Raw genomic sequence first — 12,184 nt, forward strand, 5'->3', positions numbered from 1 at the left:
ACCGCAAAACTTTATGCTATTCCAAATCAGAACAAATGCTGAGATACTCGATTAAATTATTACTTCATTATTTAAAGTATAAAATTGTACCCATATAAATCAATTCATCTCTTCATTCAGCAACGCCGGTATTAAAAGTAGCTAAACGGGTGTTGCTGAATCATAGACTTTACTCCTTGGTGGTGTATTTGTTCGTTCTGTTTGCAAACATCGCTAAATATCTCAATCACTCACATTAAATTAGTTTGAGATTGCAGAACCCCACTTTCTCAGAGAAAGCGGGGTTATATATTTATAGCAGTAGCCAAGGCAGTGAGGACATCGGCCAATGATAAAACTCATGCACTAAAAGACTTTTAACCCTGTCACCTGTCACCTGTTCCCTGTCACCTCCTATAGCTATTCACCAAAATCAAGGAACAAACCAAATAGCGGTACTAATCTCTAGCCTCTCTTCATTCCTTTCCTCCTCAAGTAGCGAATATGGTGCTTGAATTACAAATGGCAGTTCTGCACCTATAAGGCCGCGTTGAATACGTTCTAATGTTTCATTAAAAACCACAAACAACGGATATATAGTGTTAGCCCCTTCACTTAAAACATGACTATGGCGAGGAGGCATTAACCACTCATAGTCTTGGTCTAAGCAAACTTGAGTTTGTCGCCAACGTCCCAATAAATCAGAAAAATCTTCATGGGGACGATGAATAAATATTAAAATTTCGGCTCCAGTTTTAATTTTCCATTCTGGATCGCACATTAATATTGCCATATCACAGGGTAAACAAGTTGCCTGTGGAGCCGCTGAAACAGTATTACGCAGGCGAACAATAGGCAGAGGGATAGTAATGACACTTTCATCTGGGCGACGCAAACTAGGAATCATTTCTAGATATGGTCTGTGTTGTTTGAGTAGAGCGATCGCCGCTTGATGATTGCTATACTCTGACAAGCTTGCTTCATAATGAGATTTTTGCACAGGCATATTTTATTAAGTATGAAGTGTGAAGTATGAAGTCTGAAATATCAAACTTCATACTGCAAATTTTGGTTAGCCTAGATTTTCAAATACCTTGAATAGAGGCAGATACATCGCCAAGATAATTGTACCAACCATGCCTCCTAAAACCACAATCATCACCGGTTCCAAAATACTGGTTAGTGCCTTTACAGCTTGCTCGACTTCATCTTCATAGAAATCAGCAATTTTCATTAACATTGCATCTAATTCTCCAGTTTCTTCGCCAATACTAATCATTTGAATTGCCATAGGAGGAAAAACTTTCTCTTTTTGCAAAGCAATACTAATCATGCCCCCTTGTTGAATTTCTAAACGTGCTGCATCAATGGCGTTAGCAACAACTTGATTTCCTGATGTATCCCGCACAATTTCCAACGAGGTCAGAATTGGTACACCAGAGCGAGTCAGCGCACCAAAGGTACGACTAAAACGAGCAACAGAAGATTTTTGAATCAAATCACCAAATAACGGCATTTTTAGAGAAAGGCGATCGATAGTTTGACGACCAGCTGCTGTCTTGTAAAACTGCTTATAGGCAATTCCTAAACCTATTAGAAAACCTACGATTGCTAAAGACCAAAAACTTCTCAGAATTTCACTACAAATCATCAAAAATTGAGTTAGAGCAGGTAATTCAGTTCCTAAATCTTTAAAAATCCCAGCAAAAATGGGGATAAGAAAAACTGTCATCCCCACAAAAATACTAACAGCGATAAAACCCACAACAACCGGATAAGCTAATGCTGATTTAATTTGGTTTTGTAATCGGGCTACATCCTCTAATAACTTCGCTAAACGAGCTAATACTTCATCTAATACACCGCCCACTTCGCCAGCTTGAATCATACTCACATACAAACCATCAAAGCAGTCAGGATGTTTACGCATTGAATCAGAAAGATTGACACCGCTCTGCACATCATTACTAATGTCAATTAGCGCTTGTTTCATTTTAGGATTGGTACATTGATCGGACAGCACGCCCAAACCTCTGACAATTGCGACCCCAGCATTCACCAAGGTAGCAAGTTGTCGGGAAAAAACTGCTTTTTCCTTAATCGGAACCTTAACAAATGAATTCTTAATTTTTTTCAAGTCAAAGCTTCCTGAAAAGCCTTGAGATTGTTTGAGTTCTTGGACTACAAAACCTTTATCTCTGAGATTAGTACGGGCTTGCGCTAAGGAATCAGCAACAATTTTTTCTTTCCGAGATTTTCCTTGAGAATCCCGAATACGGGCAACGTAAGTTGGCATAGATTAAATAATTAAAAATTCAAAATTTTAAATTTGCTTAAGAGGCAATAATCAATAGTCAATAGTTGTTTTGACTAATCACTATTACCGAAGAGGCAGAGGGGAAGGGGGCAGGGAGCAGGGGGAGCAAGCCCTTCCTCTCTGCGCGGAGCATGGGTAAGAAGCCCCGCTCTTCCAGGGCGCTCGGCTGGGGCGGGGTACAAGCTTTGTCCCAGTCTCTCCCCCCTGCTCCCCGCTCCCTGCTCCCCTGCTTCTTTTGACCATTCTTAATCGAGGTGAAATTTTAGTGAGCTTTAGCAACTCCAGCACCAGGTTTTGCTCCTGTTGGTGTTGCAGTACCAATGAGACGTTGAATTTCATCCGGCTTGGAAGTCTTAGACATTGCCGCTTCAAAAGAAATATTTCCGGCTTTGTAATGATCTGCTAAAACCTTTTCCAGCGTTTGCATACCCAATTTACCGCCAGTCTGAATAGCTGAGTAAATTTGTGATGTTTTACCTTCTCGAATTAAGTTGGAAATAGCAGGAGTAACAATCAGAATTTCTTGAGCCATGACTCGACCATACTCACCTGGTTTGGGATTTTTCTTCGGTACTAAGGTCTGGCTAAATACTGCTACTAGGGAGTTAGACAACTGCACTCGTACTTGAGTTTGTCTTTCATGAGGGAAAACGTCGATAATCCGGTCAACTGTTTGGGCTGCGGAACTAGTATGCAGTGTTCCAAAAACCAAGTGTCCGGTTTCCGCTGCCGAAATTGCCAAAGAAATAGTTTCTAAATCCCGCATTTCTCCTACTAAGATGATATCTGGATCTTCCCGGAGGGCTGCTTTCAAGGCATTAGCAAAGCTCTTGGTATCTTCACCCAGTTGTCGTTGGTGAACCAAGCTTTTAATTGGTTCGTAGACAAATTCAATTGGGTCTTCCACAGTCAAAATATGCTCTGCCTTGGTGCGGTTAATCAAGTCAATAATTGCCGCTAGAGTAGTGGTTTTACCAGAACCTGTAGGGCCTGTCACCAGGATTAACCCTCTAGGCTTATCTGCCATTTCTCGCACCACATCTGGCAATCCTAATTTTTCAAAGTTAGGAATCTTAGAACTCAATGCCCGTAAACAAGCAGCGTAGGCTCCACGCTCTTTGTAAACATTCACCCGAAATCGAGCTAAACCCTTGACACCATAAGAACAATCTAACTCCCAGGTTTGTTCTAAAGTCTTACGCTGGGTATTATTGAGCATACTAAAGATTAATCTTTGGCATTGATCTGCTGTCAATGGTTGGTCGCCGATGGGAGTTAGTTTCCCACTAATGCGGAAATAGGGAGGCAAACCTGCGGATAAGTGTAGATCCGAGCCACCCATTTCAATCATTTGTTCCATCAAGTCTTCAATCATCATTTCCATAGTTCTGCTTCCTTTTGTGATTTTTGGACTATTGACTAATCTTGAAATCTTGGTGTCATACAGTAGGGACAATCCAACCATTCCGGCTGAAGTTCGGCACTGCAAGTCCGACAGGTAAGGCCGCTCTTACGTTTAGCTTTCAACTCTGCTTCTAAACCTGTATCTGTAAATGTCACCCGATCAACTTCTTCTAAAGTGGTGGTTCCTTGACGCACTAAATCTAAGCTGTAGGCCAACAAGGTTTTCATGCCTTCTTCTACAGCAACTTCTTTAATACGTTCTGTGGGTGCTTCTTGGTTGATCAAGGTTTGCAAATTTTCGGTGACGCGCATGACTTCATAAACACCACATCGTCCCCGATAACCACCACCACTACAAGTTGGGCAAACATGATTTTTGGCTTTGGCTTCTGCTAAAGCTTCTGCGGTTAAGGTATTGGCTTTGTAGAACGTGAGTTCTACATCACCAGAAGCAGATAGACCATAGCGAGCTAGTTCTTCGGGAGTGGGAGTATAAGGAATGCGACAGTCAGAACACACACGCCGGACTAAGCGTTGTGCCAACACACCAATTAAAGAACTAGAAACCATGAATGGCTCAATGCCCATTTCTCCCAAACGAGCGATCGCACCAGGAGCATCGTTGGTGTGTAAGGTAGTTAATACTAAGTGACCTGTCAAAGCAGCCTCAATCGCTGTTTTTGCGGTTTCTTTATCCCGCGTTTCACCCACTAGCAACACATCTGGGTCTTGCCGCAAGAAAGCCCGCAACGCTGTGGCAAAATCCAGTCCTTTTTCCCGAATTACCTGTACTTGGGTAATCCCTGGCAAACTATATTCAATCGGATCTTCGACAGTACTGATATTAATTCCGGGCGAGTTTTTTTCTGCTAATGCTGAATACAGCGAAGTAGTTTTACCAGAACCCGTTGGCCCAGTTACCAAAATCAACCCAAAGGGGCGACTGACCATCTCCTGGACAATTTCCAATGTTTCTGGATCAGTGATTAACTTATTCAATCCAAGTTGAGTAGAAGAGTTATCCAAAATCCGCAGTACGACCTTTTCCCCGTAACGACTGGGCAAAGTATTAACGCGGAAATCCACCTTCCTTCCTTCAAACATCCGGCGAATGCGACCGTCTTGAGGTAAACGCCGTTCGGCAATATCTAGGTTGGCGATAATTTTAAATCGGGCTGTGACAGCAGGAATGATTTTTTTCGGCAGTTCGGGAAAAGCTTCATTCAGTACACCATCCTTACGAAAACGGATGCGTAAGTTTTCTTCTTGCGGTTCGATGTGAATATCAGAAACTTTCTCATGCAAAGCTTTGGCAAGAATTCTATTCACAAGGCTGATGACTGGGGCATCCTCTGCACCTTTCATAGCTGCCCCCAAGTCAGCCTCCATATCCTCAGGGGCATCTTCTAAATCAAGATTGCCAAGATTTTCTAAATCTTGATTGATATCTGTAAACTTTTCTTGCTCCAGATGCTTTTGCTTGACAGCCATCTCATCTAAAAACTGGTTGATGAGTTGCTGATAGTCTTCTTGGGTAATCACCATGCGCTGTAACGCCAAACCTTGTGGGCGCAAGATGCGATTTAGGTCATCAGATGCTTCTAAGTTATCTGGATCGACCATCGCCACCAAAACACTGGGTGGGTTTTGGTCTTCGCTTTTGGATAGGGGTACTAAGCGATGGCGACGACAAATATCTACTGGGATGAGGGTTTCAATTAAGCTCCCGACATTCGTACTGCCAATGTTGTTGACTTCCGGATCAAGGAATTCAACCCCGTATAGTATTTTAAGTTCAAATAATTGTTGTTTTTTATACTGTCTGAGAAATTCAGGTGATAGTTGTCGCCCAGTGATCGACTCCAGCACTTCCGTCAGGGGCCTGCCAGATTTGCGACTTTCAATCAGAGCCTGTCTCATCTGTTCGCTATTAACATAGCCAGATTGCACTAGCTTACTGCCGAATGGCGAAAATTCTGTTCGGGTCGTGAGCGCGGTACTACGCCTTTGCGGGGACGATTGAGTCATAGGTGAGCAATTATTGGGGAAAACCTCTGCTTAAAGTATTCCCAACCTGTGGCACAGAATTTTCATTTAAACTTAATAAAATTCCAATTGAATTATGAAGTGTAAAATATGAAGTCTGAAATTAATACTTCATACTTTAGCTTTGAGCGTTCGGATTCCCGTCCTTAGAGGGTATACGCTAAGATATTCACCATTTGCCACAATAAAATGACGGTGATATTACTTCCAGAACAATATTGTCCATAAAATCTACCCCTGTGGTGATTTATTGTCCTCAAGAGTATCTGGAATAGACAATGATGGACGAAAATAAACAGGTAAACAATACAAGCCAGCAATTGGGTGAACCAACAGAGGTAAAGCAAGAAATGATGAGCGACTCCCCAGCCCAAATGAACTCCCACGAATCTGGCAGCGAAGTTACTGAGAAAGTGGCAGCCACAAGCAATGTATCAGGAGATACGGCTGCGCTCAATCAAGAAGATGGCTTCGCTGTAACGGATAAGACGGAAACAGACACAGCTGCTTTGACAGAACTGACTCAACAAATTGAGTCTCTCAAAGCCCAGGTAGAAGAACGTAGTACTCAGTACATGCGGATAGCCGCAGATTTTGAAAATCACCGCAAGCGTACTAGCAAAGAAAAAGAAGAGCTAGACGTACAGGTGAAGCGGAACACAATTCTAGAATTATTGCCAGTGGTCGATAATTTTGAGCGGGCGCGAGCGCACCTCAAGCCACAAACTGAAGGCGAGATGACAATTCACAAAAGTTATCAAGGAGTTTATAAACAATTAGTGGATTCTTTAAAACGCCTGGGAGTATCACCTATGCGTCCTGAAAACGAACAGTTTGATCCCAACCTCCACGAAGCAGTAATGCGGGAACCTACGGATGAACATCCGGAAGGAACAGTGTTAGAAGAGTTAGTACGCGGATATTATATAGGCGATCGCGTGCTGCGTCATGCAATGGTTAAGGTGGCTGCTCCTAAGGAGGATACACCGCCTGCACAAGAAGATCAGTCGAGTTCAGCCAACAGTTAAGCTGTATTTGCTCGCCTTACTTCAAGTAAAAAGTTAAAAGTAAAAAGTCAAAACCAATCATGCTTTTAACTTTTGATTTTGATGTTCTAGAAGGAAGGATGTAAGGGTGTCTGGGTTTTCACTTGCACCCTTACGCTTGATTGATTGCCAGTAAATATCCCGTACAACACCACGGCAAAAGCATTCAGTACAAATACTGTAAGTATGGGAAAAGTTATTGGGATCGACTTAGGCACGACTAACAGTTGCGTCGCAGTCTTAGAAGGTGGTCAACCCCTTGTCATCTCTAATTCTGAAGGCGGACGAACCACTCCTAGTATTGTAGGATTTGGCAAGGGTGGCGATCGCTTAGTCGGTCAGCTGGCAAAACGCCAAGCCGTAACTAACGCCGAAAATACAATCTACAGTATCAAGCGATTCATTGGTCGACGTTGGGAAGATACACAAGAAGAACGCGATCGCGTTCCTTACAATTGTGTCAAAGGTCGAGATGAAACTGTTGATGTTCATATTCGCGGCAAAAATTACACCCCTCAAGAAATCTCTGCCATGATTCTGCAAAAATTAAAGCAGGACGCAGAAAATTTCTTAGGTGAATCTGTAACACAAGCAGTAATTACCGTACCAGCATATTTCACCGATGCCCAAAGGCAAGCAACTAAAGATGCTGGGACAATCGCCGGTCTAGAAGTTCTCCGAATCATCAACGAACCAACGGCAGCTGCTTTAGCCTTTGGATTGGATAAGCAAGATCAAGAACAGCTAATTTTAGTCTTTGACTTGGGCGGTGGTACTTTCGATGTCTCCATTCTACAACTAGGAGATGGAGTATTTGAAGTCAAAGCAACCAGTGGGAACAATCAACTTGGTGGTGATGACTTCGATAACTGTATTGTCCGCTGGATGATTGAACGCTTCCAGGAACAAGAAAAAATTAACCTTGCCCAAGACAAGATGGCTTTGCAACGTTTGCGAGAAGCAGCAGAAAAGGCCAAAATTGAACTCTCCAGTATGGCAAGTACCTCGATCAACTTGCCTTTTATCACGGCTAACGAATCTGGCCCGAAGCATCTAGAGATGGAACTAAGCCGCTCTAAATTTGAGGAACTGGCAACCCATTTGATTGAGGCTACCATCGAACCGATGATTCAATCCCTCAAAGATGCTGACCTCAAACCACAAAACATAGACCGGATTATTTTAGTTGGCGGTTCTACGCGTATTCCCGCAGTTCAAAACGCCCTGATCAAATTTTTTAATGGCAAAGCGCCCGATCGCTCTATTAATCCTGATGAAGCTGTAGCGCTGGGAGCCGCAATTCAAGCTGGAGTTCTCGGCGGCGAAGTTGATAATCTCTTGCTATTAGATGTTACTCCCTTATCTTTGGGTATTGAAACCCTAGGGGAAGTATTTACTAAAATTATCGAGCGCAATACCACAATTCCGACAAGCAAGTCCCAAGTTTTTTCCACTGCGATTGATGGGCAAACTTCGGTAGAAATTCATGTTCTCCAAGGGGAACGGGCAATGGCGCGGGATAATAAAAGTCTGGGTAAGTTTTTGTTGGCAGGAATTCCCCCTGCGCCTCGTGGTGTACCGCAAATTGAAGTATCTTTTGAAATCGATGTTAACGGTATCCTCAAGGTTTCCGCCCAAGATAAAGGCACAGGTAGAGAGCAGAGCATTCGGATTACTAATACGGGTGGTTTAAGTTCTAACGAAGTCGAACGGATGCGACAAGAAGCCGAAGTGTTTGCGGAAGAAGACAAAAAACGCAAGGAATTTGTTGATCTCAAAAACCAAGCTGATAATCTGTTAATCAGTTACGAATCAACCTTGAAGGACAATGCCAACTTTATTGGCGACCAGATGAAAACTTTAGCCAATGAAAAATTTGTCCAACTTCAAGCTGTAATGACTAACTCCGGTATTTCTCTGCAAGAATTTCAAAATTGCTTGGATGATTTCCAGCAAACTTTGTTTGCGATCGGATCTGATGTGTACAACCGCGCTAATAGCCAAAATACTGATGAGGTTGAAGAAGTTTCCGAGTCCGTATTGACATCTGAATTAGAAAATCCTGTCAATGGAACTGTTATACCACAGTTTAATTTTGATTTTGATGAGGAAATGACCGCACAAGCTGATTATGAGGCGATAGACTAAGGAATGAAGGATGAAGTACGAAATATGAAATTTCAGCCTTCATCTCCTCTGATTCACCCTTAAATAATGTCTTACTACAGATGTGATGTATTACAAATGGGGGGTTTTCCACACCTAAGGGTGCGGGTAGCCCCTCTAGTTTATAGACAGGGTTTTACCTGACACGTAGCACAATTGTAAAAGAGACAGCCAACTCGACAGCAAGGGATTCCGACATCTGGTGACTCTGCTGTTAACACTCGTTAATACTTCTCCTTTCCCAGGAAAAAGCAAATGTTGCTCAATATTTGATTTGCTGGTGATTTTTATAAAAGGTACAATCAATTATTAATAAAAATTAATCTATGCCTTCTATCTTAAAAAAGTGCTGTTAGCGGTAGCGGGATGTTTAGCCCGTGCCAAGTAAAAAGACTAGCCTCTAGTCCGCCTTCTGCTTTCTTCCTTCTAACTTTTACCTTTGCTATATGGCCCGCGATTATTACGAAATTCTGGGTGTCTCTCGTGACGCCGACAAAGAAGAAATCAAACAAGCCTATCGCCGTTTAGCCCGGAAATATCACCCAGATGTGAATAAAGAACCGGGGGCGGAAGAACGGTTTAAAGAAATTAACCGCGCTTATGAGATACTGTCAGAACCAGAAACCCGTGCGCGTTACGATCGCTTTGGACCAGAAGGTGTTTCAGGTGCTGGTGTTGGTTTCCAAGACGTAGGCGACATGGGTGGTTTTGCCGATATCTTTGAAAGCATTTTCAGCGGCTTTGCTGGTGGCGGTATGGGCGCACAAACAGCCCAAAGACGGCGCAGTGGCCCAGTACGAGGTGATGATTTACGGCTAGACCTGAAGTTAGATTTTCGAGAAGCGGTATTTGGTGGTGAAAAAGAAATTCGCATTTCCCACCTAGAAACTTGTGAAACCTGTAATGGTTCAGGTGCCAAACCAGGAACTCGCCCGCGTACCTGTTCAACTTGTAGCGGTTCCGGTCAAGTCCGCCGAGTGACACGCACGCCTTTTGGTAGTTTTACGCAAGTTTCTACCTGTCCTACTTGTAACGGTACGGGATCGGTAATTGAAGATAAATGTGATTCTTGCGATGGTAAGGGTACAAATCAAATCACCAAGAAACTCAAAATTACCATTCCGGCTGGGGTAGATAACGGTACCCGCTTACGGATATCCCAAGAAGGCGATGCAGGTCAACGTGGTGGCCCGCCTGGAGATTTGTACGTTTACCTGTTTGTAAACGAGGATGAAGAATTTCAACGGGATGGGATTAATGTTCTTTCCGAAATTCAAGTTAGCTATTTACAAGCAATTTTAGGCTGTCGCTTAGAAGTTAATACAGTAGATGGGCCAGTAGAATTGATCATTCCGGCGGGAACTCAGCCCAATACAGTGATGAAGCTAGAAAATCGTGGCGTACCTCGCTTGGGTAATCCTGTGAGTCGGGGGGATCATCTACTAACGATATTAATTGATATCCCTACCAAGGTGACTCCAGAGGAGAGAGAATTGCTAGAGAAGCTGGCTAAAATTAAGGGAGATCGTACTGGTAAAGGCGGTCTGGAAGGATTCTTGGGAAATTTGTTTAAGTAATGAGTTTATCTTCCGTATCTACTCCTGATGCTCAACTTGATTTGCGCGGTACTCCTTGCCCGATTAATTTCGTGCGGACAAAACTCCGCCTGGAAAAAATGCCCCTAGGCGGTTTACTGGAAGTATGGCTTGATCCCGGAGAACCAATCGAGCAAGTACCTGATAGTTTGACTATGGCGGGCTATCAGGTAGAACAAATTACAGACTGTACTGGTTATTTTTCTTTGTTAGTTCGCCGTCCGGCCGCTAACCAATGATAACTGTTGTAAATACTGGACAGTTACTCGGTACAGTTGTGGCTGTACAAGCCAATTTTTATCGCGTACAGCTAGATCAAGAATTTCATCCCGATCCTGCTATTCTCCTGTGTACCCGCAGAACGCGATTAAAAAAAATTGGACAACAGGTAATGGTAGGCGATCGCGTGGTAGTTGAAGAACCAGATTGGGCTGGTGGAAGAGGCGCAATTTCTGAAGTTTTACCCCGCACTGGACAATTGGATCGGCCAGCGATCGCTAATCTCAATCAAATTATGCTGGTATTTGCTGTTGCTGATCCACCTTTAGAACCTTACCAATTGAGTCGGTTTTTGGTAAAAGCTGAGTCTACTGGCTGGGATGTGGTGCTGTGCTTGAATAAAAGCGATTTAATATCACCACAGGAACAGCAAGAAATTAGCGATCGCCTCTTGAGTTGGGGTTATCAACCTTTATTTATCAGTGTGCAAAATAATCTTAATATTGACCAAGTAGTAAACCATCTCAGCCATAAAATTACTGTAATTGCTGGGCCTTCTGGGGTAGGAAAATCTAGCTTAATTAACGCCCTTATACCCAACGTTAACCTGCGAGTCGGGGAAATTTCTGGTAAACTGGCGCGTGGTCGTCATACAACTCGCCACGTAGAATTATTTGAATTACCTGATGGCGGTTTGCTGGCTGATACTCCCGGCTTTAATCAACCTGACTTAGATAACCAACCAGAAGAATTAGTACATTATTTTCCAGAAGCGAGAAAAAAACTAGCGGTTGCTAAGTGTCGCTTTAGTGATTGTGTGCATCGAGACGAACCTGATTGTGTGGTGCGGGGAGATTGGGAACGCTATGAACATTATGTAGAATTTTTAGATGAAGCGATCGCTAGACAAACTCACCTGAACCAACAAGCCGATCCCGAATCGACTTTAAAGGTCAAAAATAAAGGTAAAGGGCAGAATCAATACGAACCCAAACTAGAAAGTAAAAAATATCGTCGGGTTTCTCGTAAAACTCAACTACAAGCATTGCAGGATTTATATCAAGATAGTGAAGAATAACTTCCTATGGCAAGGTGGCTCATCACCCTACATCCTATAACCCGGATTTCTCACCAATTATTGCAACCTCAGTCCAGAGTCCGTAGGGGCGGGTTGAGCGAAATATTCGTGAATGATTTGAGCATATCTGTGAACCCGCCCCTACTGTTTGTGAGAAATGCGGATATAGGTTGTCTCGCTTCTGTAATTGATAACTTGCTGGGGACTTTCCAATACTCCCCAACTTTTATCCACACTTCACTCAACCCATCTACCAGATTTTTTAGCACTGTTCGTAATTTATTCATAAGTAGTAGTGCAAAAATATTTATACATTTTGAAAACTTCAAACCCT

9 protein-coding genes and 2 pseudogenes are annotated in these 12,184 nt (G+C 43.0%); 6 read left to right on the forward strand and 5 right to left on the reverse strand.

What is annotated here, in order from left to right; genetic code table 11:
• Window positions 1-98: pseudogene (locus IQ259_RS15395) on the forward strand (IS1 family transposase); the annotation flags it as partial.
• A 314-nt stretch (window positions 99-412) separates the two neighbouring features.
• Here IQ259_RS15395 and IQ259_RS15400 read toward each other — a convergent pair.
• The 4 genes from IQ259_RS15400 to IQ259_RS15415 all read right to left on the reverse strand — a co-directional run bounded on the left by IQ259_RS15400 (window position 413) and on the right by IQ259_RS15415 (window position 5,728).
• The gene (locus IQ259_RS15400) at window positions 413-985 is read right to left on the reverse strand and encodes a hypothetical protein (RefSeq protein ID WP_193886251.1); all 573 of its coding nucleotides are present in this window, start codon (window positions 983-985) and stop codon (window positions 413-415) included.
• 66 nt (window positions 986-1,051) lie between these two features.
• Window positions 1,052-2,275 carry a type II secretion system F family protein gene (locus tag IQ259_RS15405; protein ID WP_193886252.1) on the reverse strand — a complete coding sequence of 408 codons (1,224 nt, stop codon included), beginning with the start codon at window positions 2,273-2,275 and terminating at the stop codon, window positions 1,052-1,054.
• Window positions 2,276-2,558: 283 nt separating this feature from the next.
• On the reverse strand, window positions 2,559-3,680 hold the full coding sequence (locus tag IQ259_RS15410) for a type IV pilus twitching motility protein PilT (protein ID WP_193886254.1): 1,122 nt from the start codon (window positions 3,678-3,680) through the stop codon (window positions 2,559-2,561).
• A gap of 35 nt (window positions 3,681-3,715) precedes the next feature.
• Complete coding sequence (locus IQ259_RS15415; protein WP_193886256.1) at window positions 3,716-5,728, reverse strand: GspE/PulE family protein; 2,013 nt, start codon at window positions 5,726-5,728, stop codon at window positions 3,716-3,718.
• 296 nt (window positions 5,729-6,024) lie between these two features.
• Between IQ259_RS15415 and grpE the strand changes: the two genes are divergently transcribed.
• From grpE to rsgA, 5 genes are all read left to right on the forward strand, one after another.
• Complete coding sequence (gene grpE, locus IQ259_RS15420; protein WP_193886258.1) at window positions 6,025-6,774, forward strand: nucleotide exchange factor GrpE; 750 nt, start codon at window positions 6,025-6,027, stop codon at window positions 6,772-6,774.
• Between the two features lie 204 nt (window positions 6,775-6,978).
• On the forward strand, window positions 6,979-8,940 hold the full coding sequence (gene dnaK / locus IQ259_RS15425) for a molecular chaperone DnaK (RefSeq protein ID WP_193886265.1): 1,962 nt from the start codon (window positions 6,979-6,981) through the stop codon (window positions 8,938-8,940).
• Window positions 8,941-9,404: 464 nt separating this feature from the next.
• Window positions 9,405-10,535, forward strand: coding sequence for a molecular chaperone DnaJ (dnaJ, locus tag IQ259_RS15430; RefSeq protein WP_193886267.1), 1,131 nt, complete (start codon window positions 9,405-9,407; stop codon window positions 10,533-10,535).
• On the forward strand, window positions 10,535-10,792 hold the full coding sequence (locus tag IQ259_RS15435) for a sulfurtransferase TusA family protein (RefSeq protein WP_193886269.1): 258 nt from the start codon (window positions 10,535-10,537) through the stop codon (window positions 10,790-10,792). Before dnaJ ends, IQ259_RS15435 begins: the two co-directional genes overlap by 1 nt.
• Entirely contained in the window at window positions 10,789-11,850 is a 1,062-nt protein-coding gene (rsgA, locus tag IQ259_RS15440; protein WP_228014561.1) for a small ribosomal subunit biogenesis GTPase RsgA, read from the forward strand. Before IQ259_RS15435 ends, rsgA begins: the two co-directional genes overlap by 4 nt.
• Window positions 11,851-12,008: 158 nt before the next feature.
• On the opposite strand, the pseudogene IQ259_RS27770 reads toward rsgA, so the two are convergent.
• Window positions 12,009-12,128, reverse strand: a pseudogene (locus tag IQ259_RS27770) (IS4 family transposase); the annotation flags it as partial.
• Window positions 12,129-12,184 lie beyond the last annotated feature (56 nt).

Origin of the sequence: Fortiea sp. LEGE XX443 (assembly GCF_015206815.1) — a bacterium.
GTDB lineage: Bacteria > Cyanobacteriota > Cyanobacteriia > Cyanobacteriales > Nostocaceae > Nostoc_B.

Bases quoted from the DNA above. Each gene is read 5' to 3' on its own strand.
- IQ259_RS15405 (WP_193886252.1), bottom strand. From the start codon at position 2,275: ATGCCAACTTACGTTGCCCGTATTCGGGATTCTCAAGGAAAATCTCGG.
- dnaK (WP_193886265.1), top strand. From the start codon at position 6,979: ATGGGAAAAGTTATTGGGATCGACTTAGGCACGACTAACAGTTGCGTC.
- IQ259_RS15435 (WP_193886269.1), top strand. From the start codon at position 10,535: ATGAGTTTATCTTCCGTATCTACTCCTGATGCTCAACTTGATTTGCGC.
- dnaJ (WP_193886267.1), top strand. From the start codon at position 9,405: ATGGCCCGCGATTATTACGAAATTCTGGGTGTCTCTCGTGACGCCGAC.
- IQ259_RS15410 (WP_193886254.1), bottom strand. From the start codon at position 3,680: ATGGAAATGATGATTGAAGACTTGATGGAACAAATGATTGAAATGGGT.
- grpE (WP_193886258.1), top strand. From the start codon at position 6,025: ATGATGGACGAAAATAAACAGGTAAACAATACAAGCCAGCAATTGGGT.
- IQ259_RS15415 (WP_193886256.1), bottom strand. From the start codon at position 5,728: ATGACTCAATCGTCCCCGCAAAGGCGTAGTACCGCGCTCACGACCCGA.
- rsgA (WP_228014561.1), top strand. From the start codon at position 10,789: ATGATAACTGTTGTAAATACTGGACAGTTACTCGGTACAGTTGTGGCT.
- IQ259_RS15400 (WP_193886251.1), bottom strand. From the start codon at position 985: ATGCCTGTGCAAAAATCTCATTATGAAGCAAGCTTGTCAGAGTATAGC.